At 68.6% G+C, this 21,613-nt stretch carries 19 protein-coding genes; 12 read left to right on the top strand and 7 right to left on the bottom strand.

Annotated features, from left to right (window positions below; all coding sequences use genetic code 11):
• Positions 1-287 precede the first annotated feature (287 nt).
• The gene (locus BJF79_RS64295) at positions 288-713 is read right to left on the bottom strand and encodes a DUF3800 domain-containing protein (RefSeq protein ID WP_262403422.1); all 426 of its coding nucleotides are present in this window, start codon (positions 711-713) and stop codon (positions 288-290) included.
• A gap of 565 nt (positions 714-1,278) precedes the next feature.
• Here BJF79_RS64295 and BJF79_RS42590 point away from each other — a divergent pair.
• Together BJF79_RS42590 and BJF79_RS42580 are read left to right on the top strand one after the other, a co-directional pair.
• On the top strand, positions 1,279-1,596 hold the full coding sequence (locus BJF79_RS42590; protein ID WP_075905990.1) for a hypothetical protein: 318 nt from the start codon (positions 1,279-1,281) through the stop codon (positions 1,594-1,596).
• An 840-nt stretch (positions 1,597-2,436) separates the two neighbouring features.
• Complete coding sequence (locus BJF79_RS42580; protein WP_143220870.1) at positions 2,437-4,131, top strand: hypothetical protein; 1,695 nt, start codon at positions 2,437-2,439, stop codon at positions 4,129-4,131.
• Positions 4,132-4,439: 308 nt separating this feature from the next.
• Here the strand turns inward: BJF79_RS42580 and BJF79_RS57635 are convergent, their stop codons facing one another.
• Entirely contained in the window at positions 4,440-4,811 is a 372-nt protein-coding gene (locus BJF79_RS57635; protein ID WP_083734653.1) for a hypothetical protein, read from the bottom strand.
• Entirely contained in the window at positions 4,808-5,452 is a 645-nt protein-coding gene (locus BJF79_RS57630) for a hypothetical protein (RefSeq protein WP_083734652.1), read from the bottom strand. The genes BJF79_RS57635 and BJF79_RS57630 overlap by 4 nt, the downstream gene beginning before the upstream one ends.
• 305 nt (positions 5,453-5,757) lie before the next feature.
• On the opposite strand from BJF79_RS57630, the gene BJF79_RS42570 reads away from it, so the two are divergent.
• The 8 genes from BJF79_RS42570 to BJF79_RS42535 all read left to right on the top strand — a co-directional run bounded on the left by BJF79_RS42570 (position 5,758) and on the right by BJF79_RS42535 (position 14,758).
• Positions 5,758-7,065: an AAA family ATPase gene (locus BJF79_RS42570; protein WP_262403421.1), complete on the top strand. Its 1,308-nt coding sequence runs from the start codon at positions 5,758-5,760 to the stop codon at positions 7,063-7,065.
• Positions 7,066-7,097: 32 nt separating this feature from the next.
• A complete protein-coding gene (locus BJF79_RS42565) occupies positions 7,098-8,987 on the top strand; it encodes a hypothetical protein (protein WP_262403420.1) in 1,890 nt (629 codons plus the stop codon).
• Positions 8,984-10,027, top strand: a complete 1,044-nt coding sequence (locus tag BJF79_RS42560; protein WP_075905982.1) for a DUF6744 family protein — start codon at positions 8,984-8,986, stop codon at positions 10,025-10,027. Before BJF79_RS42565 ends, BJF79_RS42560 begins: the two co-directional genes overlap by 4 nt.
• Positions 10,028-10,215: 188 nt before the next feature.
• Positions 10,216-10,872 carry a hypothetical protein gene (locus BJF79_RS42555; RefSeq protein WP_143220869.1) on the top strand — a complete coding sequence of 219 codons (657 nt, stop codon included), beginning with the start codon at positions 10,216-10,218 and terminating at the stop codon, positions 10,870-10,872.
• Positions 10,873-11,314: 442 nt separating this feature from the next.
• A complete protein-coding gene (locus tag BJF79_RS42550) occupies positions 11,315-11,983 on the top strand; it encodes a ParA family protein (RefSeq protein WP_143220868.1) in 669 nt (222 codons plus the stop codon).
• Positions 11,983-12,999, top strand: a complete 1,017-nt coding sequence (locus BJF79_RS42545) for a ParB/RepB/Spo0J family partition protein (RefSeq protein ID WP_075905978.1) — start codon at positions 11,983-11,985, stop codon at positions 12,997-12,999. Before BJF79_RS42550 ends, BJF79_RS42545 begins: the two co-directional genes overlap by 1 nt.
• Before the next feature lie 577 nt (positions 13,000-13,576).
• On the top strand, positions 13,577-14,086 hold the full coding sequence (locus BJF79_RS42540; protein WP_143220867.1) for a hypothetical protein: 510 nt from the start codon (positions 13,577-13,579) through the stop codon (positions 14,084-14,086).
• A 249-nt stretch (positions 14,087-14,335) separates the two neighbouring features.
• Positions 14,336-14,758 carry a GNAT family N-acetyltransferase gene (locus tag BJF79_RS42535; RefSeq protein ID WP_316043560.1) on the top strand — a complete coding sequence of 141 codons (423 nt, stop codon included), beginning with the start codon at positions 14,336-14,338 and terminating at the stop codon, positions 14,756-14,758.
• Here the strand turns inward: BJF79_RS42535 and BJF79_RS42530 are convergent.
• On the bottom strand, positions 14,739-16,202 hold the full coding sequence (locus BJF79_RS42530; RefSeq protein ID WP_143220872.1) for an asparagine synthase: 1,464 nt from the start codon (positions 16,200-16,202) through the stop codon (positions 14,739-14,741). The two genes, BJF79_RS42535 and BJF79_RS42530, sit on opposite strands and share 20 nt — an antisense overlap.
• Positions 16,203-16,380: 178 nt before the next feature.
• Entirely contained in the window at positions 16,381-16,584 is a 204-nt protein-coding gene (locus BJF79_RS42525) for a hypothetical protein (RefSeq protein ID WP_075905972.1), read from the bottom strand.
• Between the two features lie 237 nt (positions 16,585-16,821).
• Between BJF79_RS42525 and BJF79_RS54670 the strand changes: the two genes are divergently transcribed.
• Positions 16,822-18,270, top strand: coding sequence for an XRE family transcriptional regulator (locus BJF79_RS54670; RefSeq protein WP_143220865.1), 1,449 nt, complete (start codon positions 16,822-16,824; stop codon positions 18,268-18,270).
• A gap of 79 nt (positions 18,271-18,349) precedes the next feature.
• Here BJF79_RS54670 and BJF79_RS42515 read toward each other — a convergent pair whose 3' ends face one another.
• Positions 18,350-19,201 (bottom strand): DUF4253 domain-containing protein, encoded by an 852-nt coding sequence (locus tag BJF79_RS42515; protein ID WP_262403419.1) that lies wholly within the window; start codon positions 19,199-19,201, stop codon positions 18,350-18,352.
• 74 nt (positions 19,202-19,275) lie between these two features.
• Between BJF79_RS42515 and BJF79_RS42510 the strand changes: the two genes are divergently transcribed.
• Positions 19,276-20,253, top strand: a complete 978-nt coding sequence (locus BJF79_RS42510) for a hypothetical protein (protein WP_143220864.1) — start codon at positions 19,276-19,278, stop codon at positions 20,251-20,253.
• 281 nt (positions 20,254-20,534) lie between these two features.
• On the opposite strand, the gene hisC is transcribed toward BJF79_RS42510, so the two are convergent.
• On the bottom strand, positions 20,535-21,593 hold the full coding sequence (hisC, locus tag BJF79_RS42505) for a histidinol-phosphate transaminase (RefSeq protein WP_075905968.1): 1,059 nt from the start codon (positions 21,591-21,593) through the stop codon (positions 20,535-20,537).
• Positions 21,594-21,613: the final 20 nt, after the last annotated feature.

Raw genomic sequence — 21,613 nt, 5'->3', positions numbered from 1 at the left:
CCTCGCGTGCGCTCCCCCTGCGACACTTACCGCCCTGCGACAGCTTGACAGTTCACATAATCACGAGACGCGATCGCCGAGGACGACCTCAACGGCGCCCCCGAGGAGAACGCGGCCGTCGCGGCACAGTGGCGCCGCAAGCGGGCCCTCGAAGACCGCCGCACCGCGTGACCTCCGTCCGTCCGGGACGTAGAGCGACGAATGTGCTACCGTGTGAAATGCGGACCCGCCCCACACAAGTGGATCAGCGGGTCTAGCTTCTTTTCGAACCCCGATCGATGCGTCGATCAGCAGGGCACCGGGCCACCGTTGATGTCGGCGCTCCTGAGGTAGGTGTCGTACCACTCCCAGGCGTAGGACTTGCCCGGATGCCGCAGCAGCGCCTGGTAGGACGTCCAGGCGACGAGATCGGCCATCTGCACGAGCTGCGACCGATGCGAGTGCTGGAAGAGCGGGTCTTCGATGATGCTGCGGTGCGCGAGCTTCATACCCCGGTGCGCGCTGTAATAGCCGTGGGCGGTCCCGTCGCCGTCCATGAAGATCATGCCCAGCTCGTCGACCGTCCCCAGCCGCATGTCGAGGTGATCCACCAGCCGCGCGTACAGGTCGTCGCGTTCACGCGCGTACGCACGCCCGGTCGCGCCGGTCACCCGGTAAACGGTCCCCACCCGAACCCCCGCCATCGACCCGATGGTCTCCAGCGCGAGCTGCACGACCCTCCGCCGATCGCGCTTGGAGGCGTTGACGGCCGGATCGGTCGACGGCTCCCCGCGTCCCCCGGCGAGCTTGGTCGCGTGCAGCTGACGGCCGGCGGGATCCTGAATTCGGCGTACATCCGCTTGCGCAGGTCCAGCCAGCAGCGCAGCCCGGACTTCCAGTGGTGCACGGCGAGCTCGACCCAGGAGTAGACGACGTATCCCGTGGCATGCGCACCGGAGTCATCAACGTAGAACATGCGCACGACGGACGGGATCGCTGCAGAATCGTTCGTCGATGTGGTCATCAGGCACTCAGCTCATCGGGCGCGGCGGCCTGGAGAATGGAATCGGCCCACGAAGAATACCGCTTTGCGCAGGAGGGGGCACGGAAACGCGCCGCACCGCCCACACCACTCGACGTTCTCGGGCCTCGGCACAGCGTCGTGCTCGCCCGCAGGCTGCCCCTCCGCGAACAGAACTCCGATGGAGTGCGGTGTTCTGTTCCTATTCGTGTCCCCCGGCCTCCAGTGCCGACGAAAAACCTCTTATCGGGTGCTGGGAGGCGTGGCAGGCTTGCGCGGTGATCGTTGATCTGGCTCCTTACTTCCTGACCTGGGATGAGGCCGATCCCTCCCGTCACCCGTTCGACCCCTCGACGGCCGCGCAGGTTGTGGGGGCGCTCGGACTGGGCCGGTGTGTGCCTCGCCGTCCCGAGGTCTCCTACGCCGATCCCCAGATGAGCGCCTGGGGCGACGGCGAGGGCAAGCTCTGGGGGGATGCCATGTCTCACGCCCTCGCCGAACGCTACGGTCGATGGGCCCTGGGCTGGCGCTGGGCCCACGACGAGGGGGACTTCGACAGCTTTGCGCTCCTCCGTAAACGCATCCTGCTCGCCTGAAATGGAACTCTCCGTCACCACCAGAATCTTGGCAAGAGCCCCTGAGGTTGCAAGCTCCCGCCAGGAGCAGCAGAGGCTTAGCGCACGATCTCGCAGAGATGTTCCTCAAGCTCCGAACCGGCGGTTGGTGTGCGCCGTCCCACCGTAGGTGGGTGCATTCTGCCGGGTCATGGGTGAACGCCGATCGGGTCGTCTCTGGGGGATCGCGAGTGGGGCCTTTCTGGTCACCGCGGCAGCGGTGTTCGTCCTGGCGGCGAAGAACACGAAGGTGTTCGGTGGCGACACCGATGGCCTGAGTGCGTTCATCGCGCTGGTCTCACTCGGGGTCTCGGCCTCGTCGGGAGTGCTGGCCTACCGGACACTGCGTCTGGGTGAGACCGACACCAAGACCCGGGCCAACGACCTGGCCGGGCTGGTGCGGGAAAGGGAGGCCCAGCAACTCGGGCAGCTGCTGGGCGATGACGCCCGCACGATCGATGTGGGGTTCGCCCTGACGGTCCAGCACGAAGTGGACGGTGCCGCCGACACCGGCACGCTCAACGATGTGGTCGGCTACTTCTTGGACCTTTGTCCGCAGCGACTGATCATCACTGGGGTGCCCGGGGCAGGCAAGACCGTCCTGGCGATCGAGCTGATCCTGGGACTACTGGATGTGCGCAAACCCGACGAGCCGGTGCCGGTGCGGATCTCGGCCACCGCCTGGGACCCGGGGACCGGGCGAAAAGACCCCCGGACCGGCAAGCGGGACCTTGGGCCAGAACTGCAGGAAATGCTGGTCGACCACCTGATCCGGACGTCGGATTGCGCTCCGTCACGGCCCGGGCACTGGTGCGCGACGCCATGGTGCTGCCGGTCATCGACGGGCTCGATGAGATGGACCGCACCGACCGGCCCGGCTACAACTCCGCCGCCGGCCGCACACTGGCCAAGCTCAACCGCTACCGGCACGGCCGCGACAAGGCTCCAGTGATCCTGACCTGCCGCACCGGCCAGTATCAGGCCCTGACCGGCGGCCAAGCCCAGGCCCGCGACGCCGTCCGCGTCGACCTGTCCCCCGTCACCGCCGACCAGGCCGCACGCTTCATCGCCTCCCACGCCGGTCCCGACCAGATCCCGCGCTGGCACCCCGTCCTGCACGCCCTCCAGCAGCCGGCCCACCCCCTGGCCCGAGCCCTGAACACCCCCTGGCGACTGACCCTGGCCGTCACCGTCTACCAGCAGCGATCGGCCGACACCGGCGACTACATCCGCGACCCCGCCGACCTCACTGGATACGACGATCCCGACGCCATCCACCACCACCTGCTGCAACAGTTCATTCCCGCTTCCGTCGCCAACACCACCCTCAACAACCGCAACCCTCACCGCTACCGGCCCGACCAGGTCCACACATGGCTGACCGTCCTGGCCCGCCACCTCGACACCAACACCGACATCGTCCTGCACGAACTCTGGCCCATCGCCGGAAACCGCCCCCGCGTCCTCACCTCCCTCCTCGCCGTCCTCCTCACCGCTCTACCGATCACTACGATGCTGGCCATAGTCACCACAGACGGCGACGATCCAGCGCCGACTGCCGTCTGGTGCGCCGAGATCTTCGCCCTGATCCCCGGGATCTTTGCCTGGGCACGCCCGCGGCCCGCCCCCACACGCCTGGACCTGTCCCGGTTCAAAACCCGCCCCGGCCGCCGAAGAATCACCAAATGGCTCGCGATCGGGCTCGTGGCAGGACCCGCGCTCGGACTCGCGACCGTGCTCGCGGACGCGCTCACGGGCGGGCTCGTGCCCCTACTTATGGAAGCCTTCGAGGACTGGCGCACTGACGGGTTCGCGGACATGTTCCCGGAGTTTGCGAGCAGGCTCGCGCCCGTGCTCGCGGACTTCGCGGATGGGCTCATGTTCGGGCTCACGGTCGCGCTCACGGGTGGGCTCGCGGTCGCGCTCACGGTCGCGCTCACGGTCGGGCTCGACCCCTCCGACACCAGCGCCAGGACAGATTCCCGCGACCTTATCCGTCAAGACCTCACCAGATGGCTCACGGGCGGGCTCATGTTCGGACTCACGTTTGGGCTCATGTTCGGGCTCGCGGGCGGGCTCGCCGACGACGGGCTCATGTTCGGACTCACGTTTGGGCTCACGTTCGGGCTCGCGGGCGGGCTCACAAGCGGGCTCACAGATGGGCTCGCGTACGGCCTCGCGGGCGGGCTCACGTTCGGGCTCACGTTCGGGCTCACGTACGACGGGCTCACAGATGGGCTCGCGTACGGGCTTGCGGGCGGGGCTATTATCTGGGCTTTCAGTGGGTTCACGGTCAGGCCCGCCGGACTGGCGTCAGCGCGTTATCTCATGCTGCTGATCTGCATGAAACGGCGCCTCCCACTACGCCTCGGCCGCTTCCTGAACTGGTGCTACACCGACGCCGGTCTGATCCGCACCGCCGGCATCGCCTACCAGTTCCGCCACCGCGAACTCCAAAATCACCTGATATCAACACCACCCGGGCCGCCGCAACGGGTGAACCAACCCAGCCAATGACACCCCTGCCGGATCAGGCGCCGCCGCCCCACCTGCTCCGGACAGCGGCGGCCCAGCGGGCCCGGGCTGAGGAGGCGGCGAAGCAGGCACCACAGGATCCCCACCGGGAGCTTCATCGGACTCGGCAGGGGTGTTGTCGGACTCCGCCATCCTCTTCAGAGGTCCGCGCAACGCGATCCGATCGCACGTGGCCTTGATCCGACTGGCCCGGCCAGCATCGGGTGTTGGAAATCGATCGGCTCTCGACAGTCGGGCCTGCTCTCCTCCGAGACCGCACCAGCACGTTGGCCGCCGTTGTGGGGCTGGTCTCAGGTGGATGCCGTCGGCGCGCTCGATGCTGGCACCGGGGCGTCAGGGTGAATCAGCGTTTGGATGCAGCGTTGCAGTCCCGCGTTACGTCCGTCGTCAACCGCGCGCATCCACGGCAGCGGCGCCATCAGCCGAGCTGTGGTGTCGGTGGCGCACTCGTCCACGATGGCGGGCAAGTCGTCCGGCATGGCCGCATCGGTCAGGCACAGCCACCCCAAGGCGGCGCTCACCCTCACCTCGGGCGGCGCCTTGGAGTCTGACCACAGCGTCCGGGTCCATGCCTCGCCATCGGCGTCGCCGTGCTCGCGGGCCAGCTGCGCGGTGGCGAGGACCAGGCCAGCGCGCACCGTTGGGTCGTTCTCGGTGCTCATGCGCGCATGCAAGGCACGCTTGATGTCGTCCTCGCGCCCGATGCGGCGGCCAGTATGTAGGCGGCCGCACAGCGCACTTGTGGGTCGGGGGCGGCGAGTAGGGGGATGACGAGGTCAGCGTCCGCGGTGATCGAGTCCCGGGCGGCCTGGATCGACCAGTGCCCCGGGTAGACGCTGGGTTCGATGATCCATTTATCGTCCGCGTAGGCGACGCGCAGCAGTTCCATGCGTGTGCACATGGCAGGGCCCCTCGTCTGGCGGGCGATTTCCGATGCTAGGACCAGGATGTCGGCGCGGAGATGGGCGTGCGTATCGGCCCCGATGCGCAGCAGGAAGGGCACGGTCAGGGCGCACGCCGACCGTGCGCTGGTGGCCAACTCGCCCTGCAAGCCGCGGAGTGCACGGCGGGCGGTCTCGGCGTCGTCGTCTCGCAGGTGCTCCAGGTCCGCCCGGGTCTCGGGGCCGCGTGAAAACCGTCCCCAGGGAACATGGTCATACTCGAACGTATCCTTGGCCCGCTGGGGCAAGGACGCCATCACGGCCCGGACATCGAGAGGACCCCCTTGGTGGTCCTGCGGATCGCCATGCAAGAACGCCTGCACGACTGCCGGGTAGGCCAGATGGTCTTTCTGCCACGCCATATGCCGGCCCTCTCCACACGCAGGAGCGTCAGTCCCGAGGCCGGGGCGGACGCGGTCACCACCACGGCGACGTTCTTCCGGCCGTCACCCTAACGACCGTTACGCCAGTAGGTACCGGCACGTCTGACTGTGTCTTCATCGGTATCGTTCCGGCGGTCCCCGGATGCTCGACTGGCCGATACGCCAGAATCCGGGCACCGCCGGTCGTGCGGTCGGTCAGTCCATGGGAGGAGCCGACCGGGAGTACGGGGTTCCTCGTTCCTCGAGGTGTTGCCGGGCCACTTTCGCCTGTTCTTCAGAGATCGGTGGAGTTGCTCTCCCGCTCGGAGTACGTTCAAAACGTACGTTTTAGCTTCTCCTTCTTTGACGAGGAAGGCATGACGACTGTGTCGACGCACGTGCATGATCCGGACGGCGATTCCCTGAATCCTGATGCGACGAGCACGCGCATGAGGGCCATCGTGGCCGAGCTGTCCGATCGGTTCTATGAACGCGAGACGGTCGTGCGGTCTCTGGTCGCCGGGATGCTCGCCGGGCAGCACAGCCTGTTGCTGGGGCCGCCCGGGACGGCCAAGAGCGAGTTGGCGCGGGAGCTGACGGGGCGGGTGACCGGTGCCAGCTACTGGGAGATTCTGCTGAGCAGGTTCACCGACCCCAAGCGGATGTTCGGGCCGATCGATGTTGCTGAGCTCGTTCAGGGCCGGTACACGCAGGTGTTCGACGGCCGTGCCACGCAGGCGCACATCGCGTTCATCGACGAGATCTTCAAGTGCTCGGCCGGTGCGCTGAACGAGACGCTCGCCTTCCTCAACGAGCGGCTCTACCACCCCGAGAACGGCGGCGCCCCGATCCCCTGCCCGCTGATCAGTGCCGTCACCGCCAGCAACGAGCTGGGCGATGGCGAGGAGACCGCGGCGGTCTACGACCGACTGCTGGTCCGGCTCGAGGTCGGCTACCTGACCGACCCGGCGAACTTCGCGTCCCTCATCAGGTCCGCCGTCCAGACGGACGTGGGAGCGGATCCGACCACGGTCAAGCTGGACGCGCTGCAGACCGCCGTACGCACCCACGTGCCCGCCATCGGGATCGGCGACGGCGTGGTCGACGCAGTCTGCCAGCTGCGGGCGTCTCTGCGACGTGCCGAACTGGTGGTCTCCGACCGACGGTGGAAGGCGTCCGTCCGGCTGGTGCAGGCCAGCGCGTTCCTGGCCGGACGCACCGAGGCCGACGAGTCCGACCTGGCGGTCCTGGCCAACGTCCTGTGGGACTCCCCCACCGAACGGCCGAGCGTCGAACGCGAGGTTCTCTCGCTGGTCAATCCCGACGCCGGCGAGGCGCTCGACTGGTCTGACGCGATCGACGAGCTGGAGGCGCAGCTCGACTCCAAGGCCGGACAGTCCAAGGACGCGCTCAGCGAATGGGCGATCAAGGAGGCGAACAAGAAGCTGGCCAAGGCCGGGAAACGCCTCGAAGAGATGCGCAAGGACGCGCTGGACTCCGGACGCTCGACCGCCGCCCTCGATCGTGTGATCGCCCGGCGCAAGGCGGTTCACGCCCGCGTCATGGTCGAGGCCCTGGGCGTGGACGCCAGCATGGTGTCGGGCGCCATCTGACCCGCGCGACCGGCAGACAAGGACGTTTCACGATGGCAAGCGATCGCCATACCGACCGTGCATCCGGCGAAGCGGCCGGCGTTTCTCCGGGCGGCGGCAAGCCCAAGCCCGCTAGGGGCCGGGTGAAGACGGCGTTGAAGGACCTGGCCTCGCGGGCCGGGCGATGGCTGGGGCTAGCCGCGCCGCCCGCACTGGCCTCCCGGGCGATCGAGGCCGACCGGTTCGACCAGATGGAGTGGCGCGAGGTCTTTGATTCTGCGAAGGCGCTCCAGGACGTGGCAGAAGCACTCTCCGAACACCACCACTACGCGACGGATCTGCTGGCCGACGTCTGGACCGCCGCCTACAAGACCGCGCCGCGGCTGCGCGAGGCCGCGGAAGTCGAGCCGTCCCGGGCGCTGAACCGCCAGGTCGCCGCGAGCTTGATGTCCGCACCCGAATTCGCGGAGCTGCGCCGCGAGACCGCCGGTGACACCCACGCCTCGGCCTTGGCCGTCGTTTCCCAGCGCGACCGCCTGACCCGGCTGCTGGAGGACGCCGAGGAAGCGCATCGTGCCGTCCAGACCGCCGCCCGCATCCGGGAGACGGTGGCCGAGGCCGCACAGCGGGTCGAGTGGACGCTCCAGGAAGCGGCTTCGCAGACCAGCGAGGACGGAACCGTCCCCGAGGCAGCGGCTCAAGCCGTCACCGAAGCGATCGACGGGGCGCAACTGGCCGAGCAGGAGGCCGCAGAGGCCGAGGAACGGTCTCGCATGGCCATGGCCCACGCCTCCCCCGCCATACGGACCGCGCTACGAGCCGCCGCTGTCGACGCCGCCGAACGAGTCCGGGCGGAGAAGGCGCTGATGGCCGCCTGGGGAGTGAGCCCCGGGCAGCTGCAGCGCATGGACTTCACCGCCCGTGCCCGCCTGGCCGAACGCCTCCGTGGAGGACGCCTCGGACGGTTCGCCGATCTCATCGGCCGTTTCCGAGTCATGGCTGGTGCCGAACGCGCCCGCAAAGTCGAGCACGCTGCCGGGGAACTGGTCGGTATCACCCTCGGCGACGACGTCTCCCGCCTGATCCCGTCCGAGCTCGCCGCCCTCGGTGTGCCCGCGCTTCGCGCGTCCTTCGCCGCCCGCCTGGCCGAGAACCGGCTGATGATCTACGAGACACGCGGCGACGACAACCCCGCCAAGGGAGCCATCGTCGCCTGTGTCGACTGCTCGGGCTCGATGCGCCGGACGGGAGCCGAGAGCGTCACCCGTGAAGCCTGGGCCAAGGCGTGTGCGCTCGCCCTCCTGGATCAGGCCCGAGCCGCTCGTCCGCGCCGCGACTTCGCCGCCATCCTGTTCTCCAGCGAGGGACAGACTGCGGTGTTCCGCTTTCCCGCCGCCGACCCGGTCGACATCGCCGACGTGATCGACCTCGCCGAACGCTTCTACGGCGGTGCACCGACTATCAAGCCCCGCTGGACGCCGCCGCCGACATCCTGTCGGACGGGCACGCAGACTCCGGACACCGCAACGGCGACATCGTCTTCATCACCGACGGGCAATGCGACGTCACCGAAGACTGGATGCGCACCTGGCACGAACGCAAGGCGGCCCTTGGCTTCCGAGTGTTCGGCGTCGCCGTCGACCACTCCCCCGGACCCGTCCTGGACGCCCTCGCCGACAACCTGCGAGTCATCACCGACCTCGCCGATCCAGGGAGCACGCGGGAGATGTTCCATCTCATCTGACATGGACGGGACGCGAAGAGGCGCAGGCACACACGACGGATCGAACCCTCTGCCGCGGTCGCCTCGGGCGGTGCCGCCTCGAGGATCGGCCGTGAGTGTTTACCGCGGTAAACACTCACGGAGGGCCTGGGGCACACGATTGCTAAGGTTCAAAAACGAGCGTTTTTGTTCAGCGTTCAAGGCGGAGGAACTCTTATGACCGACCAGGGGACCATCGGCGCTGCGTCGCCCAAGACCGGAACGGCCGGTGGCGGAGCGCCCTCGTCCGATGCCGTGCAGGCAGGGTTCGATGCCTACACGGCGGCGCTGGAGGGGGAGGGGGCGCCGCTGCTCGGACACCTGGTGCTCTACAGCGTGTTCGACGGACGCGTCACCCGCGACGACTTGGAGCGCTGGTTCCTCGAACTCGGCCTGGACTCCGCGTTCCTCCCTCCGCCCATCCGGCCCGTCGACGCCTTCGAACAGATCACCGGCCGCAAGGCCATCCGGCTGACGTACCCCTTGGACGGTCAGCGGCCCGTCATCGCCGGAGGAAAGCGCGCGCGGCGCGCGACCGACGGGACGGCCCACGAGGCCACGCTGATGCTGCGGCATGTGCGGCGAGACAGTCGGCGCATCGTGAGGCACCTGGTTCGGGAAGTGCGCGACGAGCAGCAGGCCAGACTGACCTACGACACCGATCTGGCCGAGCTCGTGTTCGCCCGTGACTCCAGCGGGGCCGCCGGACCCGGCGCGGGGAGTTTGCAGATCACTCCCGACCACGCGGCCATCGCCCAACTGTCGCCGGACGAACGAAGCACCGTCCACGCAGTGCTGGCGAAGCTGCGCGAGTCCTACGACCACCGCTGCGTCTTCTTCACGTCCGACCGGCTGCGGGCGTTGATCCGGGCCTACGTCGAGAGCATGGACGCGCTTCGCGTTCGTCCGAGCGGAGGCGTCTACTTCGTCCATCGCGCGCATACCGACCGCCTGGCCTCGCTCCGCGAACTGGTGAGCCGCATGGGCGGCGACAGCAGCCTCGTGCGGGTCCCCATCCCGGACCAGGACGAGATGCGCGAGATGATCATCGCGGCGTTCACCACCAAGGCGCGAGACGACCTGGAAAGCCTCGCGCACGACATCGCCACCGCACAGTCGTCGGGTGCCCACGGACCAGACGTGGAACAGCTCTACCGCCGCTTCCAAGAACTCCGTGCCACGACGAAGCAGCACTCGGACCTGCTCGACCAGCCTCGATGAGACCGAGGACGCGCTGAAGCTGGTCAACCTGCAACTCGCCGGGCTCCTCTCGGTGGCCGGCGAAGCCTGACCCCGCCGGACGGCCGAGTTGCCCTCCTTCTACGTCAACATCATGTTGAAGCCGTAGAAGGGAGGCCACCTCGATGGCCGCGCGTAATCCGATGGGCCCGCCGCCGACGTCCGTCCAGGTGCAGGAGAAGGTGGACGAGATACATGCTCGGCGCCTGGCTGCAGGCGACGACGACCTGCATCTATGGTCGGACACCACCGCGGACGTGATCGTCTACGCGGTACGGAACCGGCGCGTGCACCGCCACATCCGAGTCGCGGACGCACGCGCCGCCCTGCTGCTGATCAGGGATCAGCGCGCTCAACTCGACGCGCTCGAACTGGAAGCTCTGGAGGCATGCCGGGAAGATCCCGAGCATCGCGTTCCGTGGAGCGCGCTCGCGGGAGACATGGGTTTGTCCAGTCCGCAGGCCGCCGACCAAAGACGGGACCGGCTCCGCGTGGCGGTGGCCGCACGTATCCGCCATGCCGCCACCGACCCTGCGGACGCCGAACGCGCTTGGACCCTCCAGAACGGTGCTCGCATCAGGTCGGCGGCAGCGGCACTGGTACGAGCCTCCGTCGACATCGCGGCCGTCGGCGACGCAGAGGTCCTCGACGTGATGGAGGATCTGGATTCCTGCCTGGACGGCTATCGCGCCAGCCATCTGCAGCACGCGGCTCTGCTGCACTACTTCGGTGCACTCGCCGCCGCACTCGGGGAGCACGTCGCAACCATCCCCGCGGTCCGTACGGCCGCGGAACTCCGGACCGAGTACCTCGCCGCGACCACATGAACCGGACGCGAGAGCGGACGTGCGCGGTCGCTGTCGTCCAGACGAAGACCGCAACCACGTCCGCCAAGCAGGCGTCGGGAGGCCTTGAGTGTTTACCGCGGTAAACACTCAAGGCCGATCTTCGCGGCGGCACCGCACGAGGTGACCGCGGCAGAAGGTTCGATCCGCGAAGCGGAGAGCCGATCGGCGAGAGCGGGGGAGAGGTTGCAAGACGCTCGACTCCGGCTCGCCCCGAGCAGTCGCCACCGAACCCCACGGCCGCGGCCTACCGCAGAAGGCGCTCTGCCCTCGCCCCTCAGCGCCGTTGTCCAGGCAAATCGCCCTTGGGAGCGCCGAGGCGAGTGTTTACCGCGGTAAACACTCGTGGTCCTGACCTGGCCCTGTCGGCTCTGCCATGATGTTGGGCGTCCGAAGTACCGTTACGGGAAGCATACGGAGCACCATGCAATCGAGTGTTCTCGTCGTGTCCACAGACCCGCAGGGCTCTGCGGTCTGGTGGGCCGACCGAGTAGACGACGACGCACTGCCCTTCGACTTCGCCCAGTCGCACGACGACATCGAGGGCATCTCGAACCTCACCAAGCTCGGCGCGAAGATCCACGTCATCGCCAACCAGAAGGGCGGGGTGGGCAAGACCACCACGGCGATGAACCTGGCAGCCGTCACCCACAGCGCCCTGGGAACCCACTCGGGCGACTACGTTCACGTCTTCATCGACACGCCCGGCAGCCTTGAGAACGAGCACATCCTCTCCGCCTGCCTGGACGTCGCGGACGACGTCGTCGTCCCCATGCCCCCGGAGCCGCTCGCGTTCGACGCGACGGCCCGCACCATCCGGAAGGTCATCGAGCCGCGCGGTCTCCCATACCGCGTGCTGGTGAACGCATGGGACCCGCGCGACGGCCAAGCCGACCTCACCGACACCCTCTCCTACATCGACGCGCAGGGATGGCCCCGCGCCAACGCGGTGGTCCGTCGATACAAGGTTCACACCCGCGCGTCGGTCGAGGGACAGGTCGTCACCCAGTACCCCAAGAACCGGGTCGCGATGGAAGCCCGTGAGGACTTCTTCCGTCTCGCCCTGGAACTCGGCTACGGCGGGAGAGGTTGATGGGACGCCGCACCAGCCTCGCCTCGCTGGCGAAGGAGAAGGTCGAGGATGTCCCGGGCCACAGCGTCGCGACCCTCGTCCGGCTCCGGACGGAGCACATCGCTGCGACGCCGCTCAATCCCCGGAACAGCTTCGGCAGCTCGGAGGAGCTCGCCGATCTCGGTGAGAGCATCCGGGTCAAGCAGCTGCAGCCCGTGGTGGTGGTCAGCAGAACCGCGTACCTGAAGCTGTGGCCCGAGCACGCGGACGAGATCGGCGACGCCAGCCATGTCCTTGTCAATGGCGAACGCCGCTACCGGGCGGCCCGCCAAGCGGACGTGGACCGCTTGGACGCGGTGCACAGGGAAGAGCTCGCCGATTCGCGCGCGGTGTTCCTGGACGCTCTCCTCCGGGAGAACCTGGACCGCAAGAACTTCGACCCCATCGAAGAGGCGAACGCGGTCGAGGCGATGGTCGCCGAGCTGGGAAGCGCGACTGCCGCCGCGGAGCAGTTCCGCCGCCACAAGACCTGGGTGTCCCAGCGGCGGGCTCTCCTGAAGCTCAACTCGGAACTCCAGACGAAGGTCCGCGCCGGGGCTCTGCCCGTCCGCATCGCGCGGTCCATCGCGGCGCTTCCTCCGGACGAGCAAAAGGGAGCCTGGGAAGAAACCCGGCGGCAGGAGGAGACCCGACGGCAAGAGGCCGCCGCGTCTCGGCAGCGCAGTAAGGAACAGGTCGCCGGCTCCAATGCGGCCACGCCCGACTCTGCCGATACGCCGCCTCAGGTTCCAACTCCGAGACCTGCGGAGGAGCTGGGGGAGACCAGAGAGACGACCGCCGCTCCAGAACAACGGACCAACGCTGAGCCGAAAGACGCCAAGGGCAACGGGGCTCGTGTTTCGCGGGCCGCCAGCCGACGGACGAACGGGTCGGCAACGGTGCCATGGGACTCGCTCGAGTCCTTGGCGGATCTGATTCGGCGGAACGTCCCGTCCACTGAGATCCCGACGCTGGTCTCCCTGCTCCAGGAGCGTTAGACCGTCAACACGCCGGAGGCCGGGTGTTTACCGCGGTAAACACCCGGCCTCCGTGCTCCCGGGCGGAACGTCCTCCTGGAAGGTGCGGACAGACAAGACGTCCTCCGCGCTGGTGGCCACCAGAATTCCTGTTAGGCGGTCACGTGACGTCGAGGTCGGTGGCCAGCGGGTTCACACCGCGGCCGATACTGGCTTCGGCACGAAAAGCGAGTTAGCCCCACGATGAGGCGAGGCTTGGCACATGGCACTGACGACGCCGCGGCGTCGGTGAAGCGACGACGCTGTGGTCGCCGTCGCTGACTACGAAGGGACCATCCCCCTGCACGGGGATGGTCCCTTGGTGCCCGAGCTGAGTACGGCGCGCACCGGGTGCTCGGGTGGCACAGGACGGCAGCGACTGCACGATCCGTGCACTCCTCCATGCTGATGTGAGTATCAGTGCTCATCTCCTCGGCCTGCTCATGGGCCGAGGATTACCGCCATGGACTCAGCCCCATCTCCGCTGCCCCCGCCGCCGGGTTCCCACGCCGGGCCCGGACGACGTCGCGGCTGGAAGCGGCTGGCCGCCGTGTCCGCAGTGGCGGCGGTGGGCTGCGGTATGTTCGCAACGGCAGCGGCCTTCACTGCCGACGGATATCACGGCCTCGATCCGAACGGCCGGGACTACACCGTGGAGCTTGAGGAAGGCGGGCGGTACGTCGTCAAAGGAGCCCCCGGAGACTACCGGGTTCGCTGCTTCTTCAACCAGGACTACGGCTCCGACCAGGTCTTCCAGCGCGATTTTCAGATCCAGCCGGTAACAGAGCGACCCACCCCCGGACGGAAAGTCGTGATCGCGTCGTTCGCAGCTCCGGTCACGGGAACCTTTGACGTCGCTTGCGTCTCTCCGCCGCGGTCCTACGGGCACGCCTACGAAGGGGTCCCCAACGAAGGCCACGCGCCCGTTGACACGATCGAGGTCTACATCGACCCCGCACACCCGTACGCCGCAGCCCGCCGATGGGCTACGGCCGCCGGGGCGTGCTTACTGCTGACCTGTGCGACTCCGTTCCTTGCCCGGCGCCGCACGAAACGATCGCGGTTGTGATCGGGCGGACGAGCGGATCGGAGCTAGGGGTTGCCGTAGCGCTCCTTGTTCAGCCCTGCACTTACCGATGTTGCGGACGGTGATGTTCGCCTACGGAGTTGGCTGCGCGGCGGATGCCGGCCGACGCACAATGGGCCGGTGATGGAGATGCGTCTTGCGGTGAGTGCTGATCGTCTTGAGGTCGCCAGGATGGTGGAGGCTCGCTGTGCCTGGTTGGAGCGGCGGGGCCTGCCGAGTTGGCGGGGCGCGTTGGACGACTTGGTCGCCCAGTGCGACAACCCGGACGGGGACGTGTGGGTCTTGGCGGACGACGAGCATGGTGTCGTCGGGCAGATGCTGGTGCAGGACCAGGGGCCGCCGTGGGGGTGGACCGACGAGGAGCGCGGCGAGGCCGCGTTGTACCTGTCGGGGTCGGTCACCGATCCCGCCCGTCGAGAGCGGAAGCCGGGCACGTTGATGGCGTGGTGGGCGGTCGATCGGGCCGCTCGGCTCAAGGTGCCATGGGTTCGGCGGCACTGCCACTTCGAGCAGGTGGCCCGCTACAACCGGACGCAAGGTTTCGCGTTGGTGCGTGAGGAGCAGCGGACGCACGCCCGGTTGTACATGATGGCGAGGCGGGCCGAGCGGCTCGATCTGTCGTCGTGGTTCGGAGTCAGGACAGGAACGCCTTGACGGCCCGGTCGAGGGTGAGGACCTCGACCAGCTTGGAATGCGGCTCCTCGTGGTACAGCTCGGTCTCCAGTGCGGCGACGGCGGCCTTGAGGCCGTCGGGGTCCAGCAGTCCTGCTTCGATCAGCGGCGATCCTTCGTTCAGGATGCGCCGCAACAGGGGCAGTCCGTTGACGATGAGAGATTCCTCGACCAGTTCGGCGAAGCTCTCGCGCCGTTCGGGGTTGCAGGCGTCGTGGCTGAGCCCGAACGTGCCGAGGTGCCGACGTTGCAGTTGCTTGAGTTCGCGCCAGTAGAACGGGAGCTGGTCGCCCAGTTCGATCAGCGCTCGGTGCGCGAACGGGTGCACCGGCCACAGTCCCGCGCGCAGGAGGGGCGGCGCGACCGTCTCCGCCGCTAGGAGGGTGATCCCCCCGGCCATGGCCGGGGGAGCGATGGCGTCGTCGCCGTACTCGATCGCGGCTCGGGCACGAGGACCGAGCCAGGCCAGGGTGAATTCATCGGTTCGGTCGGCAGCGGCCTGCGCCGATTCGGCCGACCCGACCGCGACCATCTCGTCGCCGCCCAGCCCGGTCACCACCGTGTGCGCGCCCAGCGCGGCGATCAGGGCGTTCAGCTCACCGAAATGCTGGTAGAGCGGCTCGTCGTAGGGGCTGACCAGCTCCCCGCGCACCCGGGCGCAGGACGCACCGAACATCAGACGGTCGCGGGTGTCGACCCTCAGGTCGTGCGGTCCGAAGGACACTCGGTCGCGCATTTCGGCCCGGCGCCGGATCTGCTGCTCGCGCCCCGGGCCGATGACGATCAGCGTCGCCGTATCGAGCTGCCCGGGCCAGCGCTTGGCCGCGCGCGTGCCGATCGAGCCGGAGTCCAGCCCGCCGGTCAGGTGGCAAACGGTCACGGCGGGCTCCAGGGGGCGCGCGTCCAGGGCCGTGTCGATCCCATCGATGAACGCAGTGAGCACGTCGGCTCCGTCGGCCAGCTCGCGTGGCTCGGCGTGCACCACGGGGGCCGGATAGCTGATGATCAGGTCACCGCCGAAGGTGGCGGTGGCCCGCTCCGTTAGCCGATGGATTCCGGTGAAGGCGGTTTCGGTGGTGTAGCGGGGCTGGTAGATCAGCAGGCGGGTCGCTTCCTTGGGATTGATCCCGGTCGCGAACGGCGCCAGGTCGGCCATGTCCCAGGAGCCGTGCAGGGTGCCGTCCCGGTGAGCCAGGAACAGGGGGGTCGAGCGGTCCGCGCCGACGGTGACGCGTACCGGTCGATGTGGGGCGGTCTCGATCAGTACGTAGTCGACCGGCCACCGTCGGGCATGGGCGGCGATCTCATCGAGGCTGTCCGCCGTGACCGTCGCCGGTGCCGGGGACGCGGCCGCGCGGCCGGGCACACGCTCGCGGACGGTGATCACGGTACGGGTGCCGTCGGTGGCGGCGAGGTGCTCCACCATCGGATGCGCGTAGGGCGTCACCCGTCCGCCGTCGGCTACGTACGAGTTCCCGTCCCAGCTCCACACCGGTGAGGCGTCCGGGGCGATCCGCAGGGTCAGCACAACCGTCTCCTCTCGTCCTCAGGGCATCGAGGGCCCGGCCCGTGGGCGGGGCCCCTCGACTTGGCCGGCTTGCAGATCACACGGACGTCGTGTCGTAGGTCCTGGCCCCGTCCGACGAACCCGACTTCTTCTTGTAGGTGTTGCGGACCAGCGGCGTCTGGACGATGTGTCGCGGCCCTCCCGCGAACAGGTGCTCGACGCTCGACGTCTCCTCGGCGGGCGGCTGGAACATCGCCGGCGCGGTCGCCTCGCCGTTCTGGAGACTGGTAGTGCCGTCCATCGGCTCTCCTCTCCCAGGGGACCGGCTGGTCCCCGAACCAGTGATGCCTTCACCGTCCGCCCCGACCCGCGAGAGCATCAATGCCGCCGTCGCGGCCGTCCCATTGCCGCCGCCCTATTGCCGCCGACCGTGCACCGCGGCAATGACGCGGCCGTTGCCGGTCACGGCGATGCAGCGCCGCGCTACGGATGGTTACGCTCGGGAGCGGGGTGAGGCCGAGCCCGCCGGAGGTTGGCGTTGCCGCACACGATCAGCAGAGCCCGCCGCAAGCAACTCGCCGAGCAGGCCCGCGGCATCCGAGCCCGGGGCCAGCGCGGGCGCTGGCCGGTCGAGAAGATCGCCGCGCACATCCAGGCCCGGCTTCCCGAGGTACTGCCGCTCGAGGCGTGGCGATGGGCGTACGGCTGGACCCGAGCGGACGCGATCCGCGGCATCGCCGAGCTGTACCGGGCGGACGGGCTGGGCGTCCCGCCGGTGAACCCCGCCATGCTGTGCCGCTGGGAGCACGGCGCGTTCCCGCCCAGCCCGGAGTACGGCATGGCTCTGTGCCGCCTTTACGACGCCACCCCGACCCAGCTCGGACTGGCCGATTGGGCGAGCCCACCCGCCGATGACCGATGTCCGCAGTACGGTGCCTGGCAGAAGCGACCGGGACGGCGACCACGAATTGGAGTCCTCATGGCGGCTGGGAACCTCGCGGCCCTGCGCGAAAGCATCGAGCTGGCGCTGGAGGTCGAAGGCCCGTCCGGAGGCGTGCAGACCCGCGACAACCTGACCGCCGCGCTGGCCCACTACGACCTGCGGTACTCCCAATACGAGCCAGGCGTACTGGCCGCGGAGGTGCACCGGTGCCGGACACTGGTCAACGCCATGCTCCAGCACCCGCAGGCGGACGGCGAACGCCGCGAGCTTCGCCGGATCGCCGGATGGCTGTCGGCCCTCGTTGGAAATCTGGCCTTCCACCTCGGCGACCAGGCTGCTGCGGACGTGCATCTCGCGACCGCAGCCCGGATCGGCGGCGACACCGCAGACCGCCGGCTGACCTCCTGGGCCATCGGAGCCCGGGCCATGACCGCCTACTACGGGGATCGCCATCCCGTCGCGATCGAACTGGCACAGCACGCGTACTCGCTGGCTGAGTCACCGCTGTGGCAGGCGCAGATGCTCGGTTGGGGCCTTCTGCGCCCTACCGCCGCACTCGGCCCCGGTTCACGCGCCGAGGTCGCACGCATCTCCGGACGCGCGCTGGACGCCATGGACACCGCACCCGACAGCGACGTTCCCGGCCGCTTCGGGTTCGACCGCGCCGAACTCCAGATGCATCTGGCCGAAGCGGCCCTGCTGGCCGGGGACGCCGCTCAAGCCGCCCGGTACGCTGACGAATCGCTGCAGAACATCCCGCACGGACGTCCGGGCTGGGCGGCCGCCACGATCGTGCTGGCCCGCACCGAAGCCGCCCAAGGACGCGGCGACGACGCGGCCGCCCTCGCCACAGCGGTACTCGACACCATCGCCCCCAACGCCCTACGCGCCACCAGCCGCGACCGTCTCAACGCCCTGCGCGTCGACCTGCGCCGCACTCCCGGAACCCCGAGCCGCCAGGTGATCGATCTCCACGCACGGATGGAGGTACTACCGCCGCTGGCTCTGGCCGGACGTCCGAGCACCGAACCCAACGACCACTGAGGGGGGCCGGGTCCCGCTACGGAGGCCCTACAACAACAAGTTCGCAGCATCGGTTCGGACGGCACCGGCGACGGCCAGGTCAGTCCCACCAGAACTCCCAGGCGTTCAGGCCGATGAGACCCCTGGCATATGAGGTGAGCGTGGCTGGATTGGTGTTCTGCCAAATGTTGTCCGGGCAGAATGCGAAATGCTCGGCGGCGAGTCGGAGTGCTTCTTCGTCTGTCGACGGCGGAGCCGAGACACTCAGATAGAGGTCGGAGAAACCGGCACCGACGACCCGGGCGCCGAAGCGGTCCTCCCAGCCCCGGACGACCGAGGCGATCTCTCCGGTGTCATTGGTGTGGTTCAGCGGTCCGCTCCACCCTATTGAGACCAGCGCGTCCGAGCCCTGCTCGGCGGCGGCCAGGCCGAGGCGCAGAGACGAAAGCCGGTCGGTCAGGTGTTCCGCATACCCGATGGCGAATGAGTCCGGCTCTCCCCGTGACGTCATGCTCGGTGCCGGGCCAGGCCACCGCCGGCCGTATGGCGCGGTCACAGCGAGCCGTTCGTCTTCAGACAATTTATCGTCGTCCGAGCCGGTATCGGTGTACTCCTGCCACCAGGTCTCCAGCAGATTCTGATGATCATGAATGTGGGGAGAACTGAACATCTCCGGAAAGAGCTCACCCGATTCCCAGGGCCGGAGTTCACTGTCATGTGCGAGAGGCTTCAACAGCAGAGGCCAAAGCCCCGTTCGATCGCGGAGCCGATAGATGGCCGCCCACAGCGCCGCCGAGGGCGTGGTCGAGGACAGCCAGAGACTCACCTTCCCTTCACCTTCATCCGCCCTGATCAAGCGGCCGGGTGGCAGCATGGCTTCCAGGTCCACGACGCCGATAGCCTGACCGGACAACATCGCCAGCTCTGACCGGGTCGAATTCTCGGCACTCATCCGCCGAACGATAGGGGAGCCTCGAGGTGCAACGGCGCCGCTTCCTTGCCGTTTTCTCCCTGCCTCTGGCCACGGTGATCGACCCTGCCGAGGCCACCGCGCGAGCCCGCACCGCAGCCAGACGCGGGGCCGTCGGCCGAGCCGAGGTCGTCACCGTCCGGTCGGTCATCGACACCTTCGCCGCCGCGGACGAACGCCTCGGCGGTGGCGTCGGCCGCACCGCCGTTGCCGAGTACCTCGCGGCCGACGCGACCACCTACCTGCGCGGCCGGTTCACCGACGACCGCACCCGCGCCGAGATGCACGCCGCGGTCGCCGAGCTGGCGCGCCTGGCCGGATGGACCGCCCATGACACCGGACGTCCCGGCCTGGCGCAGCGCTATTACCTGTACGCCGAACGGCTGGCCGCCGAGTCCGCGCCCGGCCACGCGGCGTTCATCCGCCGCCTCCGCGCGCACCAGGCGATCGACCTCGGCCACGGCCGCGCCTGCGTCGACCTGGCGGAGTCCGCCGTCGCGGCGGGGAAAGGCCGCGTCGATCCGGCGACACTTGGGCAGCTGCATCTCGCGGTCGCCCGTACCCGCGCGGCAGCCGGCGACGGCCACGAAGCCCGCGTCGCGCTGCGCGAGGCCGAACGATGCATCGCCCGTCCGACCGCCGACGCGGACCGTCCCTGGTGGGCGCTGGCGATGGGCGTCCCCGAGCCGCTGCTGGCCACCCACACCGCCAAGACCCTGCGAGAACTGAACGACCCGGCCGTGACCGGGCACCTGCAGGCATCGGTCGACCGCTTCGACCCTGTCACGCACCCGAGAGTCCGCGCCCTGAACCTGATCGACCTGGGCGGCTACCACGCCGAACGCGGCAACCTCGAACATGCCTGCGGAGCATGGAGCGAAGCGCTGGGCTTGCTCGACGGAGTGAACTCCGCCCGCGCCCGCACGGCCGTCACCGGAATCCGCTCCGCGGCCTCCCCGTATCGGTCCCGCGGCAACACCGAGATCAGGCGCGTCGACACGGCTGCAACCCGCTGGCTGGCGGCCCACCGATAAGACCCGGCCGACGGATTCCAGCGCGACCACGCCGTCCGGACGCGGTGGCCTCCTGCGCTTGTAAAGTCGCAGGCCGGGCAGTGTGCTCCCCGCGCACGCGGGGATGGTCCCGGGTCGGGCGGCGGAGTGAGCTTCTACGTAAATACGCCCTCACCGCCTGATCAACCGCGCCCCTGAGTTCGAGCTACACCCATCTTGATACGGCCGAAGCCGGTTTGCAGCTGGCCGAGCCGGGCTCGTCTTGCATCGGACCGGCTTGCGAAATGCCGTCGTTACTCGGGTCACTCAGCGGTTCTCGCCCGCCAGGTTTCGGCGAGGGCGAGGAATGCGGAGTTCTCCTCTGGCAGCCCGATGGTGATCCGCACGCCTTCTGTGGGGAAGGCGCGAAGAATAACGCCGTTGTCGAGGCAGTGGTCGGTGAAGGCGGTGCTGTCTTCGCCGAGGGGCAACCAGACGAAGTTCGCGTGGGAGCCCGGTAGGACGTAGCCGAGACGGCGAAGTTCCCGGGTGACGCGGTGGCGTTCTGTGATTGTGAGACTGGCGCGTCTGGCGACCTCCTCCTGCTCTCCGAGCGCGGCGATGGCCGCCTCCTGGGCGAGCGCGCTGACACTGAACGGGGTTTGTGTCTTGCGGACCTGCTCGATCAGTTCCGGTGCGCCGACGCAGTAGCCGACGCGCAGGCCCGCCAGCCCGTAAGCCTTCGAGAAGGTCCTGAGGACGACGACGTTGGGCCGGTCCCCGAAGAGTTCCAGCGCGTCCGGCACCGCGGACGGGTCGGCGTACTCGCGGTAGGCCTCGTCGACAACGACCAGGACGTGGTCGGGCATCCGGTCGATGAAGGCGCGCAGAGCGGCCTCGTCGATGGCCGTCGAGGTCGGGTTGTTGGGGTTGCAGACGAAGACCAGCCGGGTCAGTTCGGTGATGGCCGCCGCCATCGCGTCCAGGTCCTGGACGTGGTCGCGCAGCGGGACCGGGATCGGTGCCGCCCCCGCCACCGTGGTGAGGATGGGGTACGCCTCGAACGATCGCCAGCCGTAGACGACCTCGGTGCCCGGCCCCGCCACCGTGTGCAGGAGTTGCCCGCACACCTCGGACGACCCGGCCCCCACGGCGATGCGGTCGGGAGTCACGCCGTGGTGGGTGGCGAGCGCCTCCAGCAGACGGGCGGCACCCATATCGGGGTAGCGGGACAGTCCGGTGGTCATGTCGGCGACCCGCGCCGCGACGCCGGGCAGCAGGCCGTAGGGGCACTCATTGCTGGCCAGCAGGGTGGCCCCGGGCGCTTTGCGTCCCGGCACGTAGGACTGAAGCCGGACGAGCGGCGGCCGCACGTGCACCATGGTGTCTCGCTTTCGTCGTT

Origin of the sequence: Actinomadura sp. CNU-125 (assembly GCF_001942465.1) — a bacterium.
In the GTDB taxonomy this organism is placed as follows: domain Bacteria; phylum Actinomycetota; class Actinomycetes; order Streptosporangiales; family Streptosporangiaceae; genus Spirillospora.
The sequence above is the reverse complement of the archived record's forward strand: the minus strand, read 5'-3'. Positions and strand labels throughout refer to the sequence as shown.

Coding starts and splice junctions, on each gene's coding strand:
- BJF79_RS42580 (WP_143220870.1), top strand. CDS start 2,437: ATGGTGCTGCCGGTCATCGACGGGCTCGATGAGATGGACCGCACCGAC.
- BJF79_RS57635 (WP_083734653.1), bottom strand. CDS start 4,811: ATGAGCACCGAGAACGACCCAACGGTGCGCGCTGGCCTGGTCCTCGCC.
- BJF79_RS57630 (WP_083734652.1), bottom strand. CDS start 5,452: ATGGCGTGGCAGAAAGACCATCTGGCCTACCCGGCAGTCGTGCAGGCG.
- BJF79_RS42565 (WP_262403420.1), top strand. CDS start 7,098: ATGGCAAGCGATCGCCATACCGACCGTGCATCCGGCGAAGCGGCCGGC.
- BJF79_RS42560 (WP_075905982.1), top strand. CDS start 8,984: ATGACCGACCAGGGGACCATCGGCGCTGCGTCGCCCAAGACCGGAACG.
- BJF79_RS42550 (WP_143220868.1), top strand. CDS start 11,315: ATGCAATCGAGTGTTCTCGTCGTGTCCACAGACCCGCAGGGCTCTGCG.
- BJF79_RS42545 (WP_075905978.1), top strand. CDS start 11,983: ATGGGACGCCGCACCAGCCTCGCCTCGCTGGCGAAGGAGAAGGTCGAG.
- BJF79_RS42530 (WP_143220872.1), bottom strand. CDS start 16,202: ATGGTGGAGCACCTCGCCGCCACCGACGGCACCCGTACCGTGATCACC.
- BJF79_RS42525 (WP_075905972.1), bottom strand. CDS start 16,584: ATGGACGGCACTACCAGTCTCCAGAACGGCGAGGCGACCGCGCCGGCG.
- BJF79_RS42515 (WP_262403419.1), bottom strand. CDS start 19,201: ATGAGTGCCGAGAATTCGACCCGGTCAGAGCTGGCGATGTTGTCCGGT.
- hisC (WP_075905968.1), bottom strand. CDS start 21,593: ATGGTGCACGTGCGGCCGCCGCTCGTCCGGCTTCAGTCCTACGTGCCG.